Source organism: Streptomyces griseus (assembly GCF_900460065.1).
Taxonomy (GTDB): Bacteria; Actinomycetota; Actinomycetes; order Streptomycetales; family Streptomycetaceae; genus Streptomyces; species Streptomyces griseus.
Genome location: NZ_UAVD01000025.1, coordinates 243,677 through 267,087, shown reverse-complemented (window position 1 = coordinate 267,087; position 23,411 = coordinate 243,677). Strand labels below are relative to the sequence as shown.

The following is a 23,411-nucleotide window of genomic DNA, read 5'->3' as shown; positions in this document are numbered from 1 at the left end:
GCCCGGTCCCGAAAGTGGTCCCAAACAGGTGGACCGGCCCGGGGGCGGCCGGCGGTCTGATAGATGTGGACCCTTGTATTGAGGCCGTCCGCCCGCCCGGGGGGCACGGCCTGAGGCCTCGAAGAGATACGGGACCCGCTGATGAGCGCGCCAACTCCGGCACCCGGTGACGAAAGCCCCCGCGAGGGCTACTACCCCGACCCCTCCATCCCCGGCTACGTCCGGTACTGGAACGGCGCGTCCTGGGTCCCCGGCACCAGCCGCCCCGCGCCCCGGCAGACGGACCCCGCCGCCGCTCCCGCCGCCGGTGCGCAGGCCGCGCCGGTGGAGGAGACCGGGCCCATCTTCTTCGACGAGGAGGACAGCCCCCGGGACGGCGTCCAGGGCGGCCCCCAGGACGGTCCGGCGGCCCCGGGCGGGACCGGTGAACCCGCCGCGGACCACGGCGACTCCGCGTCCGTCTGGCAGGCGGACGCCGCACGCCAGAGCGGTTTCGGCGGCGAACGGGACCGCCGGGTCGACTGGGGCGGGGCGGCCCGGGAGCCCGCGGAACGCCCCTCGCCGACGGCCGACCCGAGGGCGCCGCTGGCCCAGGACCCGGCCGGCGGCGCGCTGCCGGCGATGCGGGACGGCGGCCGGTCCGCCGAGGAGAGCGGGGCGCGTCCGCCGGCCGACGGGACGGTCACGATCCGCGCGGTGGGACCGCGCGCCGCGGGGCCCGACGCCGCACCGCCCCTCCCCGCGCAGGCCGACGCTCCACGGTCCGACGCCGCACAGCCCACGGCCCTTCAGCCCGACGCCGCACAGCCCAACGCCCTTCAGCCCGCCGCCCCGGCGCCGTCGAACGCCGGTACGCAGCAGGGGCCGCAGAACGTGGGCGTGGCACCCGACAGCCTCGCACCGGCTCCCGCGCCCCGGCCGCTGCCGGCACCGTCGCCGCACCCGCAGCAGCCGTCGGCGCAGTACGCGGGGCCCCGGCAGGACCCGGTCCAGGCCCCCGCCCCCGTGCCCGTACAGCCGGCGGCCGCGCGGACGCCGCTGCCCCCGGGCCCCGGCGGCGGCTCGGCCTCGTGGGCGCAGCAGGTCCACCCACCGGCCCAGTCCGAAACGCGGCAGCAACCCCACCAGCCCCCACCGCACCAGGGCCAGTCCCACCAGCCCCCACCGCACCCGGGTCAGCCCCACCCGGGTCAGCACCTGGGGCCGGGCGCGGACCAGCCCGTCGTGCCCTGGAAGCCGCCGGTCGACGACCCCTTCCAGCAACTCGCCCGCAATCAGGCCGCGGCCCGGCCCGCCGGGCTCGGCAAGCGGTTCGCCGCCCGTCTGGTCGACAGCCTGGTGCTCGGCGCGGTCGTCGGGGCGGCGGCCGTGCCCCTGGCGACCCGGGCGCTCGACCACATCGACCGGAAGATCACCGCGGCGAAGGAGACGGGGGAGACCGTCACCGTCTGGCTGCTGGACTCCACCACCGGGGCGCTGCTGGGGGCCCTGCTCGCCGCGTTCCTCCTCATCGGCTTCCTCCTGGAGGCGCTGCCGACGGCCAAGTGGGGCCGGACGCTGGGCAAGAGGCTCTGCGGGCTCGACGTACGGGACATCGAGTCCCACGAATCGCCCACCCTGGGCGCGGCCCTGCGCCGCTGGCTCGTCTACGGCGTGCTGGGGCTGCTCGTCATCGGCGTGGTCAACGTTCTCTGGTGCCTGGTGGACCGGCCCTGGCGCCAGTGCTGGCACGACAAGGCGGCCCGTACGTTCGTGGCGGGCTGAGCCGGTCGAACGGATCGTTCACCCCGGCCGCTTATCGGAAAATCCGGCCGAGCGGGCGGCGACATGCCGGTCTAGACTCGTATGCCGCTCCGCTTCCCCCGAACGCACGTGAGCCGTTGCGGGGCCCGGTGACGCGGGATGCACTGCCCCCATGAGCAACGACCAGCCGACGCCCGGCCAGCCGCCCGAGGACGACGATCCGTTCCTCAAGAAGCCGCAGGAGCCCCCGCCGCCGTCCGAGGGTCAGCCGTACGGCAGTGCGCCGCCCCCGCCGCCGCCTCCGCCCCCGCCGCACGATCCGTACGGCAGCGGCGGCGGCTTCGGGGCGCCCGATCCGCTGGCCGGAATGCCGCCGCTCGCCGAGCCGGGGAAGCGGATCCTGGCGCGGCTCATCGACTTCCTCATCATCTCGATCCCGCTGTACCTGATCTCGCTGCCCTGGGGCGGCGCGGTCGACGTCAACGGGGACGGCGACGACGGGTTCGGCGACGCGGTCGCCAGCGGGTACAGCGGGCACCAGCTGCTCTGGTCGATCATCGGCCTGGTGGTCTACGTCGCCTACGACACGTACTTCACCCACAAGGACGGCCGCACGCTGGGCAAGCGGCTGCTCAAGCTGCGCGTCGCGATGCTCAACGACGGGCGGGTCCCCGACACCGGCGCCGCGCTGATGCGGGCCGTCGTGCTGTGGGCCCCGGCGCTGCTGTGCTGCCCCTGCCTGTGGTGGCTGATCAACATCGTGCTGATGTTCACCGACAAGCCCTACCGGCAGGGACTCCAGGACAAGGCGGCGAAGACGGTCGTGGTGGCCGTCCGCTAGGTCCCGTCGTCTCAGCGGCGCAGCGAATGGTCGTTCACCGGCGCCGGCGAGCGGCCCGCCGCGACCCGCTCCCGGGTGCCGACGCCCTCCGGCGCGTGGGAGGTTCGGGCGGCTGCGGTCGCCGTCCGTCCCGTCCCGTCGGCTCCGCGGTGACGGGGGGCGGGCAGGCGCACGGCGACCAGGAGGCCGAGGGCCAGCGCGGTCGTGCCGACGGCGGCGACGCCGATGCCGGACTCCGTGCGGAACAGCAGCAGCAGGGCGAGCGTCGTGACGACGACGGTGGCCGAACCGTAGGCGAACTGTGCGGCAGTCGGACGCGGCATGGCGGTTTCCGTCCTCGGGACGTCGGATGGGCGGGCTGCGGTCGGCACGGTCGTGCGCGCCGAACGACCCTACGACGGTGAATGCCCGAGCCGGACCGGTAGTAAGCGTGACCTAACGCACGGTACCGGTGCACAGGGGGCGCATGGAGGCACGCTGTTCGCCAACCGGACGGCCGGACGCGCCTGTTGGGGTGCGGAGGACGGCCCGGTCCGGGCGGTCGGCGTTCCTTTACCGTTCTCATGCCCTCCGCATACCGTCCGCATACCGGAAGGACGCTCCGCATAGTGCACTTGGCCTGTTCAAGTCAAGGTCTGTCTTTTCTCTCATAACTCCGATCGAATGTCGTCACTTGTGACGCGTTTACGCGCGCGGCCCGTTTCATACCCCCCTGGCCGCAGCGCGGACGCCCGGGGAGGACTGCTTCAAGTGACCAATCAGAGACGGGCGCTTCGCGCCGCCGCCGTTGTCGTGGCCATGGCCGCGACCGCCGCGACGGCGTCGACCTTCGCCACCGCCCAGGCGCATGACAGCTCATCAGGTTCCGGTGTCTCCACCGTCGACCGCCGCGACCCGGCGCCGGCCAAGGGGCACGTGGAGCACAACCTGGAGGGCCCCTTCAGCGAGCAGCAGGCGGCTCAGCGCGAAGCCGCGCTGGAGCAGGTGCTGTCCGGGGACAAGAAGGTGGCGAACCGGGGCGGCTCCAAGGTCGTCAAGCTCGGCGACAAGAAGTACGTGGAGCTCGGCCGGGAGAAGACCGACAAGATCTTCACCATCCTGCTGGAGTTCGGCGACCAGGTCGACGACACCACGATGTTCGACCCGGACGGCGACGGTCCCAAGCCGCCCGTCAAGAAGTACGGGGGCGCCCCGGGCCCGGCGCACAACAAGATCGCCAAGCCGGACCCGAAGAAGGACAACAGCACCGCCTGGAAGGCCGACTACAACCAGGAGCACTTCCAGGAGCTCTACTTCGGCGAGGGCAAGGGCGTCAACTCGCTCAAGACGTACTACGAGAAGACCTCCTCGGGCCGCTACTCGGTCGAGGGCGAGGTCTCCGACTGGGTCAAGGTCCCCTACAACGAGGCCCGCTACGGCTCCAATTACTGCGGCCAGTCCAACTGCGCCAACGTGTGGGACGCGGTCCGCGACGGCGTGAACGCCTGGGTCGCCGACCAGAAGGCCAAGGGCCGCACCGACGCCGAGATCAAGGCGAACCTCGCCGAGTACGACGAGTGGGACCGCTACGACTTCGACGGCGACGGCAACTTCAACGAGCCCGACGGCTACATCGACCACTTCCAGCTGGTCCACGCCGGCGAGGACGAGTCGGCCGGCGGCGGCGCCGAGGGCACCAACGCCATCTGGGCGCACCGCTGGTACGCGTACGGCACCAACGCCGGTGCGACGGGCCCCGCGAACAACAAGGCCGGTGGCGCCCAGATCGGCGACACGGGCATCTGGGTCGGCGACTACACCGTCCAGCCCGAGAACGGCGGCCTGGGCGTCTTCGCCCACGAGTACGCCCACGACCTCGGCCTCCCGGACCTGTACGACACCTCCGGCGGCGGCGAGAACTCGGTCGGCTTCTGGTCCCTGATGTCGGCGGGCTCCTGGCTCGGCACCGGCGAGGGCGAGATCGGCAACCTGCCGGGCGACATGACCTCGTGGGACAAGCTCCAGCTGGGCTGGCTCGACTACGACAAGGCCAAGGCCGGCAAGACCTCGCTGCACAAGCTGGGCGTCTCGGAGTACAACACCGAGAACCCGCAGGCGCTCGTCGTCGAGCTGCCCAAGAAGGCCGTCACCACCACCGTCGTCAAGCCCGCCGAGGGTGCGAAGCAGTGGTGGAGCGACATGGGCGACGACCTGTCGAACACCCTGACCCGCTCGGTCGACCTGACGGGCAAGTCCAAGGCCACGCTGGACCTTTCGGGCTGGTACGACATCGAGGCCGACTACGACTACCTCTACACCGAGGTGTCCGACAACGGCGGCGCCAACTGGACCGCGCTCGACGGCACCGCCGACGGCAAGGCCCTCCCGCGCGACGCCAGTGACAAGCCGGCCCTGACCGGCGTCTCCGGCGCGTACCAGAAGCTGTCCTTCTCCCTGGACGCCTACGCGGGCAAGAAGGTCGACCTCCGCTTCCGCTACCAGACGGACGGCGGCGCGGGCGGCAAGGGCTTCGCGGCCGACGCCATCACCGTCACGGCCGACGGCGCCGCGATCTTCTCGGACAACGCCGAGGGCGACGACAACGGCTGGACCGCCAAGGGCTTCTCGCGGATCGGCGAGTCCTTCACCCAGGACTACCCGCAGTACTACATCGCGGAGAACCGCCAGTACGTCTCGTACGACGAGACCCTCAAGGTCGGCCCGTACAACTTCGGCTTCTCCGGCACCCGTCCGGACTGGGTCGAGCACTACGCCTACGAGAACGGCCTGCTGCTCTGGCTCTGGGACACCTCCCAGAAGGACAACAACACCTCCGTCCACCCGGGCCAGGGTCTGATCCTGCCGATCGACGCGCACGCCAAGCCGCTGAAGTGGAAGGACGGCTCGCTCCTGCGCAACAAGATCCAGCCGTTCGACGCGACGTTCAGCTGGTACCCGAACAAGGGCTTCACGCTGCACAACGCGGACGTGCCGCAGTACATCAAGCCCGCCCTGGGCAACCCGGTCTTCGACGACCGCAAGGGCACCTACTGGTACAAGGAGAACCCCACGGGCAGTGTCAAGGTTTCTGACACGAACACCCGCATCTCCATCGTCCACGAGCCCCGCAACGGCTCGACGATGAGCGTGCTGGTCAGCCCCTCGGGCCGCTGATCAAGTAAAACCGCAGGTCAAAGCATGATCGGCCGTCGCCCCCTAGCGGGCGGCGGCCGATCGTGTTTAGGTGCGTCTTGTTCACATCCTTATTGACACGACGTCTCACGGGGGAGCGCGGAGCATGGCAGGCGGAGGTTTCTGCAGGTTGCCGAACGGCACGGTGGTGGTCGCACTGACCCTCACCAGACCGGCCGACGGCACAGGACCCCACGGGGGTACGGGAGCGGGGCCCGGGGCCCCCGTGCGGGTGCTGGTGCACGCGGCGAACCGGGCGCGCGCCCTGACCAGGCTGCGCAACCTGGGGCTGCGGGCGGTCTACCTCCGCGGCAACGACCGCCCGCCCACGCCGGACGAGGTCACGGCGGTGCTGCACCATCCGGACGGTCTGCTGTGGCGGGCCGCCCCGCAGGCGGACCCGGCCGGCCTCCCGGGCCTCGCGCCCCCGTCCTCCCCGTCGGCCCTGCCGGCCCAGTCGTGCCAGGAGCTGTGGCACCCGATCAGGGCCCTGCTGGGCCCCGCCGGGTACGCCGGGCCGGCCCGCCCGGCCGCATAGGCGCGGGGGCGCCGTCCGGGACCGGCGGACGGCGCCCCCGCGGCGGACGGGAGCGGGCGGGCGGCCCTCAGGCGACGACCGGTGTGCCGGAGAGCTTCACGCCCGCCGTGCGCATCTCGTCCAGGGCCCGTTCCGTGGTCGCCCCGGAGACGCCCGCGGTCAGGTCGAGCAGCACCTGCGTGACGAAGCCCTCACGGGCCGCGTCCAGCGCGGTGGCCCGCACACAGTGATCGGTGGCGATGCCGACCACGTCGACCTCGGTGACGTCGCGGTCGCGCAGCCACTGGGCGAGGCCGATCCCGTTCTCGTCGGAGCCCTCGAACCCGCTGTACGCGGCCGCGTACGCCCCCTTGTCGAACACCGTGTCGATCGCGCCGGAGGCGACGGCGGGCGCGAAGTTCGGGTGGAAGCCGACCCCCTCCGTACCGGCGACGCAGTGCACCGGCCAGGAGTGCTCGAAGTCCGGTTCGGCCGAGAAGTGGTCGCCCGGGTCGACGTGGTGGTCGCGGGTGGCCACCACGTGGCGGTAGCCGGGCCGGGCGTCGCCGATCAGGTCGGTGATGGCGGCGGCGACATCGGCGCCGCCCGCCACCGCGAGGCTGCCGCCCTCGCAGAAGTCGTTCTGAACGTCCACGACGATCAATGCGCGGTGCATGGCGGGTGTCCTTCGGTGGGGGCGGGAGCGGATGGGGCGGAACGGGGCGGGGTGCGTGGGGCCGGAGCGGGGTGGCGCCGAGCGGAGGGGGATACCGGGGTCTCCGGGTGGGTCCGCGGGTCCGAGCCTAGGCACTGGAACGTCACAATCAAGCCCGTCCGCCAAACCGCCGGTTCCGGATCCGGCCGGTCCGGGACGCCGGGGGCGGCCCCGCGTCCCGCACCGGGCCGTTCTCAGGCGTACTCGGTCGGGATCACCGGCTCGCCCCGGGACAGCTGGATCGCGGACATCGGCAGCCCCGCGCGCGCGGCCACGTGCCGTTGCCGCGCGGCCTCCAGGGGCTCCCGCGCGACGACCTCGCCCGCGCGCACCAGCTCCACCAGCAGCGGCCGGCCCGCCGACTCCCCGGGCGCGTCGCCCGTGCCGATCACCTCGGCCTCGGCGACACCGTGCGCGTCGGTCCGGCGGACGGCCCACTTCCGGCCGCCCTTCGACGACTTCGCGCCGAGCGACTTCTTCGCCACGGGCACCAGCGGGGCGTCCGGCTCCCCCGACGCGGCGCGGGCCACCAGCTTGTAGACCATCGAGCAGGTGGGGTGCCCGCTCCCGGTGACCAGCTGGGTGCCCACCCCGTACGCGTCCACCGGCGCGGCGGCCAGCGAGGCGATGGCGTACTCGTCCAGGTCCGAGGTGACCACGATCTTCGTGCCGGTCGCCCCCAGCTCGTCCAGCTGCTGCCGCACCCGGTGCGCCACCAGCAGAAGGTCCCCGGAGTCGATCCGTACGGCGCCCAGCTCGGGCCCCGCGATCTCCACGGCGGCCCGGACCGCCTCGGCCACGTCGTACGTGTCGACCAGCAGCGTCGTGCCCCGGCCCAGCGAGTCCACCTGCGCCCGGAACGCGTCGCGCTCGGTGTCGTGCAGCAGGGTGAAGGCGTGCGCGCTGGTGCCGACGGTCGGGATCGCCCAGCGGAAGCCCGCCGCCAGGTCGGAGGTGGCGTCGAAACCGCCGACGAACGCGGCGCGGGCCGAGGCGACCGCGGAGAGCTCGTGGGTGCGGCGCGCGCCCATCTCGATCAGCCGGCGTCCCCCGGCGGCGGCCGACATCCGCGAGGCGGCGGCGGCGATGGCGGAGTCGTGGTTGAGGATGGAGAGGATCACCGTCTCCAGCAGCACGCACTCGGCGAAGGAGCCCTCCACCCGCAGGACCGGGGAGCCGGGGAAGTAGACCTCGCCCTCCGGGTAGCCCCAGATGTCGCCGCTGAAGCGGTAGCCGGCCAGCCATTCGAGGGTCGGCTCGTCGACGATCTCCTGCTGGCGCAGGAAGCCGATCATCTCGTCGTCGAAGTGGAAGTTCTCCACCGCGTCCAGCACCCGCCCGGTGCCCGCGACGACTCCGTAGCGCCGCCCCTCGGGCAGCCGTCGGGTGAACGCCTCGAAGACCGCGTGCCGGTCGGCGGTGCCGGCCTTGAGGGCCGCCTGCACCATGGTCAGCTCGTACTGGTCGGTGAAGAGCGCGGTCGACGGAACGCCGACCCGTCGCCCGAGGTCCGCTGAGTTCATGGCTGGGATGCTACCCCCTATTCGTCAAAGTGACGAGATGTGGGGTCCGTTTGTGCGCGGGACCCGCCCGGGTGGCAGCATGGGACAGGTGAGCGTTGCTACCCCGCTAGAGATCGAACGTCCCGATGCGGCCGAGGAGGCCTTCGCGGTCCCCGAGCCGGACGTCCCGTGGGTGACGCTCGTCCACAACGACCCGGTCAACCTCATGAGCTACGTGACCTATGTCTTCCAGGCCTACTTCGGCTACCCCAAGGACAAGGCCCACCGGCTCATGATGGACGTGCACCAGAAGGGCCGCGCCGTCGTCTCCAGCGGGAGCCGCGAGGAGATGGAGCGCGACGTCCAGGCCATGCACGGATACGGGCTGTGGGCCACCCTCACCCAGGACCGCAACTGACCCCTCCGGGGACCGCCCCGCCCCGCCCTCGCCCGCCCGCCCTCATCCGCCCCGTTCGACCCACCATCGGAGAATCCATGGCCGGCCATTTCGAGGCCACCCCAGGCGGCGGCGCGGCCGTCGCGCTCGACGAGGTCGAGATCTCCATCCTGCGCTCCCTCGCCGTCCAGCTGCTGGAGCTGATCGGGCCCGGCGATACGCCCGCCGACGGCGAGGACCCGCTCGCCGCCCTCTTCGCCGAGGGTCCCAGCAAGCCGCCCACCGACCCGGCGCTCGCCCGGCTCTTTCCCGACGCCTACGGCGGCCCCGGCAGCCCCGCGGAGGGCGGGAAGCCGCAGGAGGAGCTGCGCGAGCTGTCCTCCGAGTTCCGCCGCTTCACCGAGAACGACCTGCGCTCCGGCAAGCGGGATGACGCCGTCACCGTCGTCCGCACCCTGGACGCGCTCTCGCCCGCCGGGGACGGCGGCGCCGTCCTCACTCTCACCGGCGACGAGTGCCACAGCTGGCTGCGCTCCCTCAACGACCTGCGCCTGACCATCGGCACCCGGCTGGAGGTCTCCGACGAGGACGAGGGCGGCGAGGGCTCGCTCTACCGGCTCCCCGACACCGATCCGCGCAAGCCCATGGTGATGGCCTACCTCTGGCTCGGCGCACTCCAGGAAACGCTCGTCGAGGCACTCATGCCGTAAGGCCGTAATACCGCGAGCCCGAGAACCGGGATGCCGTGAACACGGAGGGCGCCCCCCGCCACGCCGGGGGGCGCCCTCCGTTCGCTCAACGGACGCTCAGATCCGCATAACGATCGCACCAAGTGATCCGGCCTTTTCGTGCCGGACAGAACCCCTTGCCCGCTTTTTCCTGTGTCGTGCGCCACAGAATGTCCCACCGTGTCCCGTGACGGCCGTGATAAATCTTCACGACCGCCCGGGGACGCCACCCCTGTTCCCGGGGGCGCCGCAAACCGGCCGAACGCCGGCGGCACTCCATCCATATCCGGGGGGATCAGGACCTGATCCGCTGCCTTGTGAGGCGCGGATCGGCGTGGAGAAAGGCGCATCACCATGACATCGGCGCAGGTCGACGAGGGACAGGTCGACAAGGGTCGGCCCGGTGGCGACACCGGGACCGGTGGCGAGGGATACCAGCGCGGTCTGGGCGCTCGTCAGATCCAGATGATCGCCATCGGCGGAGCCATCGGCACCGGGCTCTTCCTCGGCGCGGGCAAAGCCATCGACCGGGCCGGGCCCAGCCTCATCCTGGCCTACGTCATCGCGGGCCTGGTCATCTTCTTCATCATGCGGGCCCTCGGCGAACTCCTCATGTACCGCCCGGTCTCCGGCTCCTTCTCGGAGTACGCCCGGGAATTCATCGGCCCGTTCTTCGGATTCGTGACCGGCTGGACCTACTGGCTGTTCTGGGTCGTCACCGGAATCACCGAAGTCACCGCCGCCGCCACCTATATGACGTACTGGTGGAACATTCCCCAGTGGCTGTCCGCGCTCGTCTTCACCGTCATTCTGTACGGCGCCAACCTGATCTCCGTGAAGCTTTTCGGTGAGCTGGAGTTCTGGTTCTCCATGGTCAAGGTCACCGCCATCATCGGCATGATCCTGATCTGCGCGGGCGTCCTCACCGTCGGATTCTCCGACGCCGGCGACACCGCGACCGTCGCCAACCTCTGGAACGACGGCGGCTTCTTCCCCAACGGCATCACCGGCACGCTCATGACCCTCCAGATCGTCATGTTCGCCTTCCTCGCCGTGGAACTCGTCGGCGTCACCGCGGGGGAGTCCAAGGACCCCAAGACCGTGCTGCCCAAGGCCATCAACACCGTGCCGTGGCGCATCGCCGTCTTCTACGTCGGCGCGCTGATCATGATCCTCTCGGTCGTGCCCTGGTCCACCTTCAAGCCCGGCGTCTCCCCGTTCGTGAAGGCCTTCGAGGAGATGGGGTTCGGCGTCGGCGCGGCCATCGTCAACTTCGTCGTCCTCACCGCGGCGCTCTCCTCCTGCAACTCCGGCATGTACTCCACCGGCCGTATGCTCCGCGACCTCGCCCTCAACGGCCAGGGCCCCCGCGCCTTCACCAAGCTGACGAAGAACGGCCTGCCGCTGGTCGGCACCACCTTCTCCGCCGCCCTGATGCTCGTCGGCGTCGGGATCAACTACCAGTGGCCGGGCGAGGCGTTCAACTACGTCGTCTCCTTCGCCACCATCTCCGGCATGTGGGCCTGGATCATGATCCTCATCAGCCAGATCCGCTACCGCCGCAAGGCCGACGCCGGCCTGCTGCCGCAGTCCTCGTTCAAGGCCCCCGGAGCCCCGTACACGAGCTGGTTCGCCCTCCTGTTCATCGGCATGGTCATCGTGATGATGGCGATCGACAAGGACGCCAGGATCTCGCTCTACTGCGCACCGCTGTGGGCGCTCATCCTCTTTGTCTCCTACCGGGCGCTCCGGACCCGCACCCCGGAGAAGACCACCACCGGCACCCACTGACCCCGTGACCCCGGGGCGGGCCCCACACCGCCCCCTCCCGGACCGTCCCGGCCGCCCCAACGGCCGACGCGTCCAGCATGCGGGCCCCCGCGTACCACCCACCGGTACGCGAGGGCCCGCTGCTTATCCTGGCGCCATGCTGACCATCACCCAGACGCTCCACGACCAGATCGTCGCCCACTCCCGCGCCGACCACCCCGACGAGGCGTGCGGAGTGGTCGCGGGCCCGGCCGGGACGGACCGCCCCGAGCGCTTCATCCCGATGCTCAACGCCGCCCGCTCGCCCACGTTCTACGAGTTCGACTCGGCCGACCTCCTCAAGCTCTACCGCGAGATGGACGACCGCGACGAGGAGCCCGTGATCGTCTACCACTCGCACACCGCGACCGAGGCCTACCCCTCCCGCACCGACGTCACCTACGCCAACGAACCCGGCGCCCACTACGTCCTGGTCTCCACCGCCGACACCGACGACGCCGGACCCTTCCAGTTCCGCTCGTTCCGCATCGTGGACGGCGAGATCACCGAGGAAGACGTGCAGGTCGTCGACGCGTACTGACCCACCAGGGCGGGCCGCAGGCCCCCCGCACGGGTCTGGCACACTGCCCCCAGACCCATCAAGGCAGCAGGAAACCAGGAAGCCGGTGCGAATCCGGCACGGTCCCGCCACTGTGACCGGGCCCCCTCCCACGCGGACGACTCCCCAGCGGAAGACGTCGCACCGGAGGGCGGCCCGGAAGTCAGGAACTGGCCCGCCGCCTTCTCGCATCGACCAGGGGACGCGGAAATCCCCCGGAGAGGCCTCGCCATGTCCCGGCGCACCCCCGCGCTCATAGCCGCCGCCGTGCTGCTCCCGCTCGCCCTCACCGCCTGCTCCACCTCCTCCGCCGACGGCGACGCCGCCACCGGCGACACGGCGGACGCCAGGAGCGACGGATTCCCGTACACCGTGAAGAACTGCGGCGTCACCACCACGTTCGAGGCCCCGCCCGAGCGCGTCGTCACCATGAACCAGCACGTCACCGAGATCATGCTGGAACTGGGCCTGAAGAAGTCCCTCGTCGGCACCGCCTACCTCGACGACCAGGTCCTGCCGAAGTACGCGCAGGACTACGCCTCCGTCCCGGTCATCGCCAAGGAGTACCCCTCCTACGAGCAGGTCCTCGCCGCCGATCCCGACTTCGTCTACGGCGGCTACAGCAGCGCCTTCACCGCGGCCGACGGCCGCGGCCGCGAGGCACTGAAGAAGTCCGGCATCGAGACCCGCCTCAACACCGAGAGCTGCACCGAGGGCGACCAGCCCATGGACACCCTCTACGAGGAGATCCGCGAGGTCGGCCGCACCTTCGGCGTCCCCGACCGCGCCGAGGCCTGGATCAAGGAGGCCAAGGCCGACAACGCCGCCACCGCGAAGAAGCTCGCCGGCCTGAAGCCCGTCCCCGTCTTCGTCTACGACAGCGGCGACAAGACCGCCTTCACCGCGGGCGGCGAGGGCATCGGCAACGAACTGATCGAGCGCGCCGGCGGCACCAACGTCTTCGCCGACCTCGACAAGCCCTTCGGCGACGCCTCCTGGGAGAACGTCGTCGACCGCAAGCCCGAGGTCATCGTGATCTACGACTACGGGGCCACCACCGTCGAACAGAAGAAGAAGCGCCTCCTCACCGACCCGGCCCTCGCCGACGTCCCCGCCATCAAGAACAAGCGCTTCGCGGTCATGCCGCTCTCCGACGCCGTCCTCGGCGTCCGCGTCCCCGCCGCCGTCGAGAAGCTCGCCGCCCAGCTCCACCCGGGGGCCACCACCCCGTGAGCTGCCGCACCCCCGCACCGCGGCGGCCGCTCCGCTACACCCTGGTGCTCGGCGCCCTCGCCGTGCTCCTCGCCGCCGCCGTGCTCGCCGCGCTCGCCCTCGGCTCCGTCCGCATCCCGCCCGGCCAGGTCCTCGACATCCTGACCGGGCGGGCGGACGCGAGCCCCTTCCGCACGATCGTCCTGGACGTCCGGCTGCCCCGGGTACTGCTCGGCATCGTCGTCGGCGCCGGACTCGCCGTCATCGGCACCGTCCTCCAGGCCCTCGTCCGCAACCAGCTCGCCGACCCCTTCCTCCTCGGCGTCTCCTCCGGGGCCTCCACCGGGGCCGTCCTCGTGATCGTCCTCGGCATCGGCGCCACCCTCGCCACCACCGTCACGATCCCCGCCGCCGCCTTCGCCGGCGCCCTGCTCTCCCTGCTCCTCGTCTACACCCTGGCGCGCGGCGGGGGAGGCCTCACCACCAACCGGCTCGTCCTCGCCGGAGTCGCCGTCTCCTACGTCCTGTCCGCCCTGACCAGCCTGATCCTGGTCACCTCCGCCCGCGCCGACCACCTCCAGGAAGTCCTCTACTGGACCCTCGGCGGCCTCGGCGCGGCCCGCTGGGACATGCTCGCGCTCCCCACGGTCACCCTGGTCGCCGGCACCGCCGTCCTGATCACCCTGGCCCGCCCCCTCGACCTGCTCCTGGTGGGGGAGGAGGGCGCGACCGTCCTCGGCCTCGACACCGCCCGCTTCCGGGCCGCCGTCTTCGTCCTCGCCTCCCTGATGACCGGGGCGCTCGTCGCGTACAGCGGGGCGATCGGCTTCGTCGGCCTGATGGTCCCGCACATGGCCCGGATGGCCGTCGGCGCCGCACACCGCGCCCTCCTCCCGGTCGTCGCCCTCGGCGGGGCGGTGTTCCTGGTCCTCGCCGACCTGGCCGCCCGCACGCTCGCCGCCCCGCAGGACATCCCGGTCGGGGTGCTCACCGCGCTGACCGGCGGCCCGTTCTTCCTCTGGATGCTGCGGCGCAGGCCGGAAGGAGCACCGGCATGAGGCCCGTACCTCCGAGCCGAGGGAACACCGGCACGAGGCCCGCCGCAAGGAGCCCCCGCACGAGGCCTCTTCCGGTCCGGAGCACCCCCACGACGACCGTACGCACGGCTGAGGGAGCCCGCCCATGACCACCCTGCGCACCGAGGGCCTCTCGTACGGGACCGGCGAGGGCCGCCACCTGGTCGACGCCGTCGACCTCACCGCCGCCGACGGCGAGACCGTCGGCCTCGTCGGCCCCAACGGCAGCGGCAAGACCACCCTCCTGCGCTGCGTCTACGGCACCCTGCGCCCCACCCACGGACGCGTCCTCCTCGACGGCGACGACCTCGCCGCCCTCCCCGTGAAGGCCCGCGCCCAGCGCATCGCCACCGTCCCGCAGGACGGCCACGCCGGCTTCGAGCTCACCGTCGGCCAGGTCGTCGCGATGGGCCGCGCCCCGCACAAGCGGTTCTGGGAGGCGGACACCGCCGCCGACACCGCCCTGGTCACCGGGGCCCTCGCCCGGGTCGGCATCGCCGCACTCGAACCCCGTACGTTCGCCTCCCTCTCCGGCGGCGAACGCCAGCGCGCCCTGGTCGCCCGCGCCCTGGTCCAGCAGCCCTCGCTCGTCGTCCTGGACGAGCCGACCAACCACCTGGACATCCGCTACCAGCTGGAGATCCTCTCCCTGGTCCGCGAGCTGGGCACCACCAACCTCCTCGCCCTGCACGACCTCAACCTCGCCGCGTACTACTGCGACCGCCTCTACGTCCTCAAGGACGGCCGCGTCGTCGCCTCCGGCACCCCCGAAGAGGTCCTCACGGCCGAACTGCTGGGCGACGTGTACGGCGTCGCCGCCGAGGTCAGCACCCACCCGAAGACCGGCGCACCCACCGTCGTCTACCTGCCGGAAGGGCCCACCCACGCCACTCTGTCCATATAGCGGTCGCTCACCATCCACGATGTGGGATCACACTCGGGTTTCCGCACAGGGAATCGATACGATGCCCGCATGGTTCCCCATGACGTGAGCAACAAGACGCCGGGCACGCTGCTCGTCGCGCGGCTGCACGTCGACCTGTGCAGGCTCGCCAGCGCGATCTGTCCCGCCCCAGCCTGCCCGTGAGCCGCCCGGCCTGAGCCGCGGTCCGCGCGCCCACCCACACGCACCACCCCCTGCGCGGGGGCAGAAACGCGCGCCCCACGCCACCTCCCCGCTTTCGACAGGAGCCCACGCCATGGCCATCGAGGTCCGCATCCCGACCATCCTCCGCACCTACACCGACGGCGCCAAGGCCGTCGAAGGCAACGGGGACACCCTCGCCGACCTCTTCGCCGACCTGGAGAGCCGCCACACCGGCATCCGTGAGCGCATCGTCGACGGCGACCAGCTCCGCCGCTTCGTGAACGTCTACCTCAACGACGAGGACGTCCGCTTCCTCGACGGCATCTCCACCAAGCTCAGCGACGGCGACAACGTCACCATCCTCCCGGCCGTCGCCGGCGGCATGCGCTGATGCGGTACGACTCCCCGCTGGCAGCCGTGGGCAACACACCTCTGGTGCGTCTGCCCCGGCTGTCCCCGTCCGAGGACGTCCGGATCTGGGCCAAGCTGGAGGACCGCAACCCCACCGGCTCGATCAAGGACCGCCCCGCGCTCCACATGGTCGAACAGGCCGAGAAGGACGGCCGGCTCACCCCCGGCTGCACCATCCTGGAGCCCACCAGCGGCAACACCGGCATCTCGCTGGCCATGGCGGCCAAGCTCAAGGGCTACCGCATCGTCTGCGTCATGCCGGAGAACACCTCCCAGGAACGACGCGACCTGCTCGCCATGTGGGGCGCCGAGATCATCTCCTCCCCGGCCGCGGGCGGCTCCAACACCGCCGTCCGCGTCGCGAAGGAACTGTCGGCCGAGCACCCGGACTGGGTGATGCTCTACCAGTACGGCAACCCCGACAACGCGGGCGCCCACTACACCACCACCGGACCGGAGATCCTCACCGACCTCCCGTCCATCACGCACTTCGTCGCCGGCCTCGGCACCACCGGCACTCTCATGGGCGTCGGCCGCTACCTCCGCGAGAACCGCCCCGGTATCCAGATCGTCGCGGCCGAACCGCGCTACGACGACCTGGTCTACGGCCTGCGCAACCTCGACGAGGGCTTCGTCCCCGAGCTCTACGACGCCTCGGTCCTCACCACCCGCTTCTCCGTGGGCTCCGCCGACGCGGTCACCCGCACCCGCGAACTCCTCCAGCAGGAGGGTATCTTCGCGGGCGTCTCCACCGGCGCCGCCCTCCACGCCGCGATCGGCGTGGGCAACAAGGCGGTCAAGGCGGGGGAGAGCGCCGACATCGTCTTCGTCGTCGCGGACGGCGGCTGGAAGTACCTGTCGACGGGCGTCTACACGGCCGAGACGACAGAAGCGGCCATCGAGACCCTCCAGGGCCAGCTCTGGGCGTGACCCCGCACCCGGGCCGGGCCGTCCGAGCCGAGCCCGGACACCCCTGCCCGGGCGCACCCCTCCGGCCGTCCGGCGTCCGACGACGTCCTTGCCGGGGGCCCGGGCCGGCCCCGGCGGACCCGGCGTCCGAGGACGTCCGCTCCACCGGCCCGGGCCGCACCGGCCCGTCCGCCGGTCCCGGACATCCCTCAAGCCCCTCCGGCCCCTGAGGAGCGGGGCCCGGGGCAGCACCCCGGACGGGCCGGCCCGGGGCAGCACCCCGGACGGGCCCCGCCCCTCACCCCGCTCCCAGCCCGCGCACCCGCTCCCACAGCTCCGGATCCACGGCCCCCACCCGCCGCCGGAACGCGACGAACCGGACCTCCCGCAGCTCGTCCGTCTCCAGGAAGCTCTGCCGCCCCCGCCGGTCCCCGACCGTCCCCGACGGCAACGCGATCACCCCGGGCCGCTCCTCGTGATGCTTGCTGGTGATCTTCGCGACCAGGGCCGTGCGACCCCGGCCCCGCCCCCGCACCGAGATCACCAGACACGGCCGGTCCTTCGACCCGGGCCCGTCCTCGTACGGCACATCGGCCCACCACACCTCACCGGCCCGAGGCGCACGCCCCTCCCCCCGCCCGTCCGGACCGGACGGGCGCGACGGCCGCGACGGCGGCCGGACCGACCCCGCCGGCCGACCCGACCGGCGCGACCGGGGGCCCCGGTCCGAACGCCCCCGGCCGTCCACCACCGCGGCCACGAGCGCCAGCAGAACCACGGCGACCAGCGCCACCCACCAGAACGTGTTCATCCCCCGACCGTACCGGCGGCCGGACCGGGCACGACCGGGCGGCCGGTGGGCGCGCTTCCATCGAACCGGTGACAGAGCAGGTGAGTTCCCCCACAACGGAGGGCAGCAAAGGAGCGACGTGGAGTTTCGCGCCTTACGCTCGACGAACCGCAGAACCCATTCCGCAGGGCGCGCACGAAGCTCCGGCGGAATCGCTCGAACCCTCCCCGTTCCCGCGTACCGGAGGTTCACGCTCCATGAAGCTCACCGTCGTCGGCTGCTCCGGCTCGTTCCCCTCCACGGGTTCGGCATGCTCGAGCTACCTCGTAGAGGCCGACGGCTTCCGGCTGCTCCTCGACATGGGCAACGGCGCCCTCGGCGAGCTGCAGCGCCACGTCGGTCTCTACGACCTCGACGCGATCTTCCTCAGCCATCTGCACGTCGACCACTTCATCGACATGTGCGCGTACTTCGTCGTGCGCTACTACCGCCACGACGGCGCCCGCCCCGTCCCCCTCCCGGTCTACGGACCCGAGGGCACCGAGCAGCGTCTGACCGCCGCCCACGGCGACACCCCCTCCGAACAGGCGATGAGCGAGGTCTTCGACTTCCACACCCTCACGTCGCAGTCCTTCGAGATCGGCCCCTTCACGGTCCGTACGGAGAAGCTCCGCCACCCCGTCGACGCCTTCGGCATCCGGGTCGAGCACGGCGGCTCCGTCCTCGCCTACTCCGGCGACACGGGGACCTGCGACGCCCTGGAGGACCTGGCCCGGGACGCGGACCTCTTCCTCTGCGAGGCGTCGTTCGTCGACGGCAAGGAGGACATCCCGGACCTGCACCTCAACGGCCGCGAGGCCGGCGAGGCGGCGGCCCGCGCCGGAGCGCGCCGGCTCGTCCTCACCCACATCCCGCCGTGGACCGACGCCGACCGCAACGCCGCCGACGCCCGTGCCGTCTACCCGGGCCCGGTGGAACTGGCGGCCCCGGGCGCGGTGTACGAGGTCTGAGCCCGCCGACGGCGGATACGCCGAAGCCCCCGCCCCCCGGAAGACGTCCTCGGGGCGGGGGCTTCGGCGTACGGGCGCGGCGGAGGCTACTTCGCCTCGGCCTTCTGGAGCTCGGCGAGCTCCTCGTCCGACTCCCGGCCCGGGGTCGGCAGGTTGAACTTGGTGATCGCGAAGCGGAAGACCACGTAGTAGACCGCCGCGAAGCAGAGGCCGACCAGGACCAGCAGCCAGGGCTTCGACGCGATGCCGAGGTTCAGCAGGAAGTCGACCAGACCGGCCGAGAAGCCGAAGCCGTCCTTCATGCCGAGCGCCCAGGTCAGGGCCATCGACACACCGGTCAGCACCGCGTGGATCGCGTACAGCACCGGGGCGACGAACATGAAGGTGAACTCGATCGGCTCGGTCACACCGGTGACGAACGAGGTCAGCGCGAGCGAGAACATCATGCCGCCGACGACCTTGCGGCGCTCGGGGCGGGCGCAGTGGACGATCGCGAGGCAGGCCGCCGGGAGGGCGAACATCATGATCGGGAAGAAGCCGGTCATGAACTGTCCGGCGGTCGGGTCGCCCTCCAGGAAGCGGGCGATGTCACCGTTCTTGCCGTTGTACTCGCCCGCCTGGAACCACGGGAAGGAGTTGAGCAGGTGGTGCATGCCGACCGGGATCAGCGCACGGTTGGCCACACCGAAGATGCCCGCGCCGACCGCGCCGGAGCCGACCAGCCACTCGCCGAAGTTGTGCAGACCCGCGCCGAGGACCGGCCAGATCAGACCGAAGACGATACCGATGAGCAGACCCGCGAAGGCGGAGAGGATCGGGACCAGCCGACGGCCGCTGAAGAAGCCCGCCCAGTCGGGCAGCTTGGTCCGGTAGAACTTCTGGTAGAGCAGGGCCACCACGATGCCCATCACGACACCGCCGAGGACACCGGCGTTGACGGGGGCGTCGACCATGACGATCTTGTCGTCGACCACGGTGGCCTTCTGCGGCAGGCTGCCGTCCGTGAAGGTGGCGAGCACCTTCTGGAAGACCAGGTAGCCGGTGACGGCCGCGAGGGCGGTGGAGCCGTCCGACTTCTTGGCGAAGCCGATGGCGATGCCGACCGCGAACAGCAGCGCCATGTTGTCGAGGAGCGCGTTGCCGCCCGCGGACATGTAGCCGGCGAGCTTCGTTATGACGGTCGGGAACGTCTCGCGGCCCAGCATGTCGTCATTGCCGAGGCGGACCAGGAGTGCGGCGGCCGGCAGCACGGCGACCGGCAGCATGAGGCTGCGGCCGATGCGCTGCATGACGGCCATCGCGCCGGCGCCCTTCTTCTTCTCGGCCGCGGGTGCGGTCTCAGCCGTGGTCATCAACTTCCTCCATGGGACACGGTGCCGCCCAGGTCGTTGATGTGGGGAGGCGGCGACTCGACAGACGCCGGCAGACAGCCGTGGTCTGGACCACTCAGTGGTGTAGACCAGTTTTAGCACGGTGAGGGTTAGATAAGGAACCTGCAATTACCTGCTTATTCGCAGTAGCAGATCCGGCACTTTCGGTGACATGCCGAAGGCCCCCGGACCAGGTGGTCCGGGGGCCTCGTACGTGCCGTCCGCGCCGGGCTCGCAACCCCGGCGTCCCGCCGTTCGGCGCTACTTCGTGAGGTCCTTCTCGATCTCCTTCTCGATCTCCTCCGGTTCTCGCCCGGGTGTCTTGAGGTCGAACTTGGTGATCGCGAAACGGAAGACCACGTAGTAGACGACCGCGAAGCACGCGCCGATCGGGATGATCAGCCAGGGTTTCGTATCCAGATGCCAGTTGACGACGTAGTCGATCAACCCGGCCGAGAAGCTGAACCCCGCGTGCACCCCCAGCAGCCAGGTGATGCCCATCGACGCCCCGGTGAGCACCGCGTGCACGCCGTACAGCAGCGGCGCGACGAACATGAACGAGAACTCGATCGGCTCCGTCACGCCCGTGACGAACGAGGTCAGTGCCACCGAGACCATCAGGCCCGCCACTTCCTTGCGGCGTTCGGGCCGCGCGCAGTGGGTGATGGCGAGCGCGGCGGCCGGCAGGCCGAACATCATGATCGGGAAGAAGCCCGAGGTGAACTGACCGGCCGTCGGGTCCCCGGCGAAGAACCGGGAGATGTCGCCCTGCACGGTCTGGCCGTCCGTTCCGGTGTACTCGCCCGCCTGGAACCAGAAGAACGTGTTCAGGAACTGATGCATGCCGATCGGGATCAGCAACCTGTTTGCGAAGCCGAAGATCGCCGCACCCCAGGAGCCGAGGTCGATCAGCTGCTTGGAGAACCAGGTCAGTCCGTCGCCCACCGGCTGCCACAGCAGACCGAACAGCACGCCGAGGATCACGCAGAGGAACGCCATCAGGATCGGCACCAGCCGCCGCCCGTTGAAGAACCCGAGCCAGTCGACCAGCTTGGTGCGGTGGAACCGCTGCCAGACGACGGCGGTCAGCAGGCCGATGAGGATGCCGCCGAGCACGCCGGGGTTCTGCGGCTCACCGTCGGGAAGCTCCTCGGTCACGGTGCCGTCGATGGGGAAGGCGGTCAGCACCCCCCGGTAGACCAGGAAGCCGACGACGGCCGCCAGCGCGGTGGAACCGTCCGCCTTCTTCGCGAAACCGATGGCCACACCGATGCAGAACAGCAGCGGCAGACCGAGCTCGCCGTCGAGGATCGCGCCGCCGCCGTTGAGCAGGACCTTGGACGTCTTGTCCCAGAAGGCGCCGTGCAGGTAGGAGCTGAAGAGGTTGCCGAGGCTGACGAGCAGCCCGGCGGCGGGGAGGACGGCCACCGGGAGCTGAAGGCTCCGCCCGACCTTCTGGAGCCCCTGGACCGGTCCGTTCCACCATTTCTGCTGCGGGGCCGCAGCGGCGCTCGAACTCATGGGCGTCCTCCCGGAACACTTCACGTTTGGCGGTCGTTGCAAACTGGTGTAGACCAGTTGCGTCACGGACCGGGGTCCGTCCCGAAGGCAGGGCGCCGGTGATCGTCATCTTTCGGGATCGTCGGGTTACCCGCCCGTGAAGTTGGGCCAACCGTGCGTTACCGTGACGAAACGGACCCGCAGCGGGCGGCCGTCTGCGCGTGAAACAGGGAGAAGGACATGGCCACCAAGGCTGAGAAGATCGTCGCCGGGCTCGGCGGTATCGACAACATCGACGAGATCGAAGGCTGCATCACCCGCCTCCGCACCGAGGTCCACGACCCCGAGAAGGTCGACGAGGCCGCCCTCAAGGCCGCCGGCGCCCACGGCGTCGTCAAGATGGGCACCGCGATCCAGGTCGTCATCGGCACCGACGCGGACCCCATCGCCGCCGACATCGAAGACATGATGTGACCGGCTGACCCCACGCCGGAAACCACGGGCCCCGCCCTCCCCACCGGAGGACGGGGCCCGCGCCGCGCTCCGACCCGCCCGCCCACGCGGCCCCACCCGGCACCCGGCGCCGCGCCTCCCGCGCGCCCACCCCACCCGACCCCCCGCCGCACCCCCACCCCACCCGGCGCCGCACCCGAACGGAGCCACCCCCGCCACCGGATAAAGTCGGCCCCATGTCTCGCATCGACGGCCGCACCCCCGAACAGCTCCGCCCCGTCACCATCGAACGCGGCTGGAGCAAGCACGCCGAGGGCTCAGTCCTCATCTCCTTCGGCGACACCAAGGTCTTCTGCACCGCCTCCGTCACCGAAGGCGTCCCGCGCTGGCGCAAGGGCAGCGGCGAGGGCTGGGTCACCGCCGAGTACTCCATGCTGCCCCGCTCCACCAACACCCGCGGCGACCGCGAAGCCGTACGCGGCAAGATCGGCGGACGCACCCACGAGATCAGCCGCCTGATCGGCCGTTCCCTGCGCGCCGTCATCGACTGCAAGGCCCTCGGCGAGAACACCATCGTCCTGGACTGCGACGTCCTCCAGGCCGACGGCGGCACCCGCACGGCCGCCATCACCGGCGCCTACGTCGCCCTCGCCGACGCCGTCGCCTGGGCCCAGGGCAAGAAGATCGTCAAGGCCGGCCGCAAGCCGCTCACCGACACCGTCGCCGCCATCAGCGTCGGCATCGTCGACGGCACCCCCCTCCTCGACCTCTGCTACGAGGAGGACGTCCGCGCCGAGACCGACATGAACGTCGTCTGCACCGGCGACGGCCGCTTCGTCGAGGTCCAGGGCACCGCCGAGGGCGCCCCCTTCGACCGCAAGGAGCTCGGCGCGCTCCTCGACCTCGCCACCGCCGGCTGCGTCGACCTCGCCGCCCTCCAGCGCGACGCGCTCGTTCGCACCCAGGACGCGTGAGCACCACCCTCCCGCGGGTAAAGAAGCAACCAAATACGCACCGCAGAGCGTCGTTACGGATACGGGCGCACGGGTCGAACCGTGCGTCCGTCCACGTAACGATCCCCGGGGAGGGACCGAACCATGGCATCGCGCCGCCACCGACGTATCGCACTCGCCACCGCCGCCACCCTGCTGACGCTGACCACGGCCGCGGGCTGCGCCGGCCTCGACAAGGCGCTCGACTGCGTCCGCACCGCCGACGCCATCGCCACCAGCGTCAACAACCTCCAGCAGGCCGTCTCCAACGCCTCCGAGGACGTCACCCAGGCCTCCGAGTCCCTGGACGAGATCGACCGCGAGCTGAAGAAGCTCGACGACACCACGGACAACGCCGACCTCTCCAAGGCCGTCGACGACCTCCAGGCAGGCGTCACCAGCGTCCGCACGTCCATCGAGGGCGGCGACGCCACCCCCGACATCACCCCGGTGACCGACGCGGCGACGGAGATCGGCAAGGTCTGCAGCCCGTAGGCCCTGGCGTCACACTGCCGCCTGCCCCGCGGGGCCGCCCTGCGGGCGACGACGGCAGTTCGACGACAGGACCGAGGCGGCCCCCGCCCGATCGACGGCGTCACGGGGCGGGCGCCACGGCCCG

At 71.2% G+C, this 23,411-nt stretch carries 24 protein-coding genes and 1 riboswitch; of the genes, 18 read left to right on the top strand and 6 right to left on the bottom strand.

Annotation, left to right across the window (positions count from 1 at the left end; all coding sequences use genetic code 11):
- The first annotated feature begins 141 nt into the window (after nucleotides 1-141).
- Together DTB53_RS13425 and DTB53_RS13420 are read left to right on the top strand one after the other, a co-directional pair.
- On the top strand, nucleotides 142-1,764 hold the full coding sequence (locus tag DTB53_RS13425) for an RDD family protein (protein ID WP_012380735.1): 1,623 nt from the start codon (nucleotides 142-144) through the stop codon (nucleotides 1,762-1,764).
- A gap of 151 nt (nucleotides 1,765-1,915) precedes the next feature.
- Nucleotides 1,916-2,584, top strand: a complete 669-nt coding sequence (locus DTB53_RS13420; RefSeq protein WP_003968847.1) for an RDD family protein — start codon at nucleotides 1,916-1,918, stop codon at nucleotides 2,582-2,584.
- An 11-nt stretch (nucleotides 2,585-2,595) separates the two neighbouring features.
- Here the strand turns inward: DTB53_RS13420 and DTB53_RS13415 are convergent, their stop codons facing one another.
- A complete protein-coding gene (locus tag DTB53_RS13415; RefSeq protein ID WP_012380737.1) occupies nucleotides 2,596-2,907 on the bottom strand; it encodes a hypothetical protein in 312 nt (103 codons plus the stop codon).
- 427 nt (nucleotides 2,908-3,334) lie between these two features.
- Here DTB53_RS13415 and DTB53_RS13410 point away from each other — a divergent pair, with 427 nt between their 5' ends.
- Nucleotides 3,335-5,737, top strand: a complete 2,403-nt coding sequence (locus DTB53_RS13410) for an immune inhibitor A domain-containing protein (protein ID WP_012380738.1) — start codon at nucleotides 3,335-3,337, stop codon at nucleotides 5,735-5,737.
- A gap of 124 nt (nucleotides 5,738-5,861) precedes the next feature.
- A complete protein-coding gene (locus tag DTB53_RS13405; RefSeq protein WP_012380739.1) occupies nucleotides 5,862-6,293 on the top strand; it encodes a hypothetical protein in 432 nt (143 codons plus the stop codon).
- Nucleotides 6,294-6,360: 67 nt separating this feature from the next.
- On the opposite strand, the gene DTB53_RS13400 is transcribed toward DTB53_RS13405, so the two are convergent.
- Together DTB53_RS13400 and DTB53_RS13395 are read right to left on the bottom strand one after the other, a co-directional pair.
- On the bottom strand, nucleotides 6,361-6,948 hold the full coding sequence (locus DTB53_RS13400; RefSeq protein ID WP_012380740.1) for an isochorismatase family protein: 588 nt from the start codon (nucleotides 6,946-6,948) through the stop codon (nucleotides 6,361-6,363).
- A gap of 233 nt (nucleotides 6,949-7,181) precedes the next feature.
- Nucleotides 7,182-8,510, bottom strand: a complete 1,329-nt coding sequence (locus DTB53_RS13395) for a nicotinate phosphoribosyltransferase (protein ID WP_012380741.1) — start codon at nucleotides 8,508-8,510, stop codon at nucleotides 7,182-7,184.
- Between the two features lie 79 nt (nucleotides 8,511-8,589).
- Here DTB53_RS13395 and clpS point away from each other — a divergent pair, with 79 nt between their 5' ends.
- The 10 genes from clpS to DTB53_RS13345 all read left to right on the top strand — a co-directional run bounded on the left by clpS (nucleotide 8,590) and on the right by DTB53_RS13345 (nucleotide 16,698).
- On the top strand, nucleotides 8,590-8,907 hold the full coding sequence (gene clpS, locus DTB53_RS13390) for an ATP-dependent Clp protease adapter ClpS (protein ID WP_012380742.1): 318 nt from the start codon (nucleotides 8,590-8,592) through the stop codon (nucleotides 8,905-8,907).
- Nucleotides 8,908-8,984: 77 nt separating this feature from the next.
- Nucleotides 8,985-9,596 (top strand): DUF2017 domain-containing protein, encoded by a 612-nt coding sequence (locus DTB53_RS13385; protein ID WP_003968854.1) that lies wholly within the window; start codon nucleotides 8,985-8,987, stop codon nucleotides 9,594-9,596.
- A 372-nt stretch (nucleotides 9,597-9,968) separates the two neighbouring features.
- The gene (locus DTB53_RS13380; protein ID WP_003968855.1) at nucleotides 9,969-11,405 is read left to right on the top strand and encodes an amino acid permease; all 1,437 of its coding nucleotides are present in this window, start codon (nucleotides 9,969-9,971) and stop codon (nucleotides 11,403-11,405) included.
- A 136-nt stretch (nucleotides 11,406-11,541) separates the two neighbouring features.
- Nucleotides 11,542-11,964 (top strand): M67 family metallopeptidase, encoded by a 423-nt coding sequence (locus DTB53_RS13375; RefSeq protein WP_003968856.1) that lies wholly within the window; start codon nucleotides 11,542-11,544, stop codon nucleotides 11,962-11,964.
- A gap of 30 nt (nucleotides 11,965-11,994) precedes the next feature.
- Nucleotides 11,995-12,160: riboswitch (cobalamin riboswitch) on the top strand.
- Nucleotides 12,161-12,213: 53 nt separating this feature from the next.
- A complete protein-coding gene (locus DTB53_RS13370; protein ID WP_012380743.1) occupies nucleotides 12,214-13,215 on the top strand; it encodes an ABC transporter substrate-binding protein in 1,002 nt (333 codons plus the stop codon).
- Entirely contained in the window at nucleotides 13,212-14,252 is a 1,041-nt protein-coding gene (locus DTB53_RS13365) for a FecCD family ABC transporter permease (RefSeq protein WP_003968858.1), read from the top strand. Before DTB53_RS13370 ends, DTB53_RS13365 begins: the two co-directional genes overlap by 4 nt.
- A 124-nt stretch (nucleotides 14,253-14,376) precedes the next feature.
- Nucleotides 14,377-15,174, top strand: coding sequence for an ABC transporter ATP-binding protein (locus DTB53_RS13360; RefSeq protein ID WP_012380744.1), 798 nt, complete (start codon nucleotides 14,377-14,379; stop codon nucleotides 15,172-15,174).
- Between the two features lie 69 nt (nucleotides 15,175-15,243).
- Entirely contained in the window at nucleotides 15,244-15,357 is a 114-nt protein-coding gene (locus DTB53_RS37990) for a putative leader peptide (RefSeq protein ID WP_007450628.1), read from the top strand.
- Between the two features lie 112 nt (nucleotides 15,358-15,469).
- On the top strand, nucleotides 15,470-15,748 hold the full coding sequence (locus tag DTB53_RS13350; protein ID WP_003968860.1) for a MoaD/ThiS family protein: 279 nt from the start codon (nucleotides 15,470-15,472) through the stop codon (nucleotides 15,746-15,748).
- Nucleotides 15,748-16,698 (top strand): PLP-dependent cysteine synthase family protein, encoded by a 951-nt coding sequence (locus tag DTB53_RS13345; RefSeq protein ID WP_003968861.1) that lies wholly within the window; start codon nucleotides 15,748-15,750, stop codon nucleotides 16,696-16,698. Before DTB53_RS13350 ends, DTB53_RS13345 begins: the two co-directional genes overlap by 1 nt.
- A 277-nt stretch (nucleotides 16,699-16,975) precedes the next feature.
- Here DTB53_RS13345 and DTB53_RS13340 read toward each other — a convergent pair whose 3' ends face one another.
- The gene (locus DTB53_RS13340; RefSeq protein WP_012380746.1) at nucleotides 16,976-17,488 is read right to left on the bottom strand and encodes a type II toxin-antitoxin system PemK/MazF family toxin; all 513 of its coding nucleotides are present in this window, start codon (nucleotides 17,486-17,488) and stop codon (nucleotides 16,976-16,978) included.
- A gap of 236 nt (nucleotides 17,489-17,724) precedes the next feature.
- On the opposite strand from DTB53_RS13340, the gene DTB53_RS13335 reads away from it, so the two are divergent.
- Complete coding sequence (locus DTB53_RS13335) at nucleotides 17,725-18,477, top strand: MBL fold metallo-hydrolase (RefSeq protein ID WP_012380747.1); 753 nt, start codon at nucleotides 17,725-17,727, stop codon at nucleotides 18,475-18,477.
- A gap of 86 nt (nucleotides 18,478-18,563) precedes the next feature.
- On the opposite strand, the gene DTB53_RS13330 is transcribed toward DTB53_RS13335, so the two are convergent.
- Together DTB53_RS13330 and DTB53_RS13325 are read right to left on the bottom strand one after the other, a co-directional pair.
- On the bottom strand, nucleotides 18,564-19,829 hold the full coding sequence (locus DTB53_RS13330; RefSeq protein ID WP_003968864.1) for a PTS transporter subunit EIIC: 1,266 nt from the start codon (nucleotides 19,827-19,829) through the stop codon (nucleotides 18,564-18,566).
- A gap of 279 nt (nucleotides 19,830-20,108) precedes the next feature.
- Nucleotides 20,109-21,368, bottom strand: coding sequence for a PTS transporter subunit EIIC (locus tag DTB53_RS13325; protein WP_012380748.1), 1,260 nt, complete (start codon nucleotides 21,366-21,368; stop codon nucleotides 20,109-20,111).
- Between the two features lie 219 nt (nucleotides 21,369-21,587).
- Between DTB53_RS13325 and DTB53_RS13320 the strand changes: the two genes are divergently transcribed.
- From DTB53_RS13320 to DTB53_RS13310, 3 genes are all read left to right on the top strand, one after another.
- The gene (locus DTB53_RS13320) at nucleotides 21,588-21,821 is read left to right on the top strand and encodes a PTS sugar transporter subunit IIB (protein ID WP_003968866.1); all 234 of its coding nucleotides are present in this window, start codon (nucleotides 21,588-21,590) and stop codon (nucleotides 21,819-21,821) included.
- A gap of 215 nt (nucleotides 21,822-22,036) precedes the next feature.
- Nucleotides 22,037-22,774, top strand: coding sequence for a ribonuclease PH (gene rph / locus DTB53_RS13315; protein ID WP_012380749.1), 738 nt, complete (start codon nucleotides 22,037-22,039; stop codon nucleotides 22,772-22,774).
- 123 nt (nucleotides 22,775-22,897) lie between these two features.
- Entirely contained in the window at nucleotides 22,898-23,287 is a 390-nt protein-coding gene (locus DTB53_RS13310) for a hypothetical protein (RefSeq protein WP_003968868.1), read from the top strand.
- Nucleotides 23,288-23,411 lie beyond the last annotated feature (124 nt).

What these genes read in the sequence shown, in the direction of transcription:
- DTB53_RS13425 (WP_012380735.1), top strand. Translation starts at nt 142, where the DNA reads ATGAGCGCGCCAACTCCGGCACCCGGTGACGAAAGCCCCCGCGAGGGC.
- DTB53_RS13420 (WP_003968847.1), top strand. Translation starts at nt 1,916, where the DNA reads ATGAGCAACGACCAGCCGACGCCCGGCCAGCCGCCCGAGGACGACGAT.
- DTB53_RS13415 (WP_012380737.1), bottom strand. Translation starts at nt 2,907, where the DNA reads ATGCCGCGTCCGACTGCCGCACAGTTCGCCTACGGTTCGGCCACCGTC.
- DTB53_RS13405 (WP_012380739.1), top strand. Translation starts at nt 5,862, where the DNA reads ATGGCAGGCGGAGGTTTCTGCAGGTTGCCGAACGGCACGGTGGTGGTC.
- DTB53_RS13400 (WP_012380740.1), bottom strand. Translation starts at nt 6,948, where the DNA reads ATGCACCGCGCATTGATCGTCGTGGACGTTCAGAACGACTTCTGCGAG.
- DTB53_RS13395 (WP_012380741.1), bottom strand. Translation starts at nt 8,510, where the DNA reads ATGAACTCAGCGGACCTCGGGCGACGGGTCGGCGTTCCGTCGACCGCG.
- clpS (WP_012380742.1), top strand. Translation starts at nt 8,590, where the DNA reads ATGGGACAGGTGAGCGTTGCTACCCCGCTAGAGATCGAACGTCCCGAT.
- DTB53_RS13385 (WP_003968854.1), top strand. Translation starts at nt 8,985, where the DNA reads ATGGCCGGCCATTTCGAGGCCACCCCAGGCGGCGGCGCGGCCGTCGCG.
- DTB53_RS13380 (WP_003968855.1), top strand. Translation starts at nt 9,969, where the DNA reads ATGACATCGGCGCAGGTCGACGAGGGACAGGTCGACAAGGGTCGGCCC.
- DTB53_RS13375 (WP_003968856.1), top strand. Translation starts at nt 11,542, where the DNA reads ATGCTGACCATCACCCAGACGCTCCACGACCAGATCGTCGCCCACTCC.
- DTB53_RS13370 (WP_012380743.1), top strand. Translation starts at nt 12,214, where the DNA reads ATGTCCCGGCGCACCCCCGCGCTCATAGCCGCCGCCGTGCTGCTCCCG.
- DTB53_RS13360 (WP_012380744.1), top strand. Translation starts at nt 14,377, where the DNA reads ATGACCACCCTGCGCACCGAGGGCCTCTCGTACGGGACCGGCGAGGGC.
- DTB53_RS37990 (WP_007450628.1), top strand. Translation starts at nt 15,244, where the DNA reads ATGGTTCCCCATGACGTGAGCAACAAGACGCCGGGCACGCTGCTCGTC.
- DTB53_RS13350 (WP_003968860.1), top strand. Translation starts at nt 15,470, where the DNA reads ATGGCCATCGAGGTCCGCATCCCGACCATCCTCCGCACCTACACCGAC.
- DTB53_RS13345 (WP_003968861.1), top strand. Translation starts at nt 15,748, where the DNA reads ATGCGGTACGACTCCCCGCTGGCAGCCGTGGGCAACACACCTCTGGTG.
- DTB53_RS13340 (WP_012380746.1), bottom strand. Translation starts at nt 17,488, where the DNA reads ATGAACACGTTCTGGTGGGTGGCGCTGGTCGCCGTGGTTCTGCTGGCG.
- DTB53_RS13335 (WP_012380747.1), top strand. Translation starts at nt 17,725, where the DNA reads ATGAAGCTCACCGTCGTCGGCTGCTCCGGCTCGTTCCCCTCCACGGGT.
- DTB53_RS13330 (WP_003968864.1), bottom strand. Translation starts at nt 19,829, where the DNA reads ATGACCACGGCTGAGACCGCACCCGCGGCCGAGAAGAAGAAGGGCGCC.
- DTB53_RS13325 (WP_012380748.1), bottom strand. Translation starts at nt 21,368, where the DNA reads ATGAGTTCGAGCGCCGCTGCGGCCCCGCAGCAGAAATGGTGGAACGGA.
- DTB53_RS13320 (WP_003968866.1), top strand. Translation starts at nt 21,588, where the DNA reads ATGGCCACCAAGGCTGAGAAGATCGTCGCCGGGCTCGGCGGTATCGAC.
- rph (WP_012380749.1), top strand. Translation starts at nt 22,037, where the DNA reads ATGTCTCGCATCGACGGCCGCACCCCCGAACAGCTCCGCCCCGTCACC.
- DTB53_RS13310 (WP_003968868.1), top strand. Translation starts at nt 22,898, where the DNA reads ATGGCATCGCGCCGCCACCGACGTATCGCACTCGCCACCGCCGCCACC.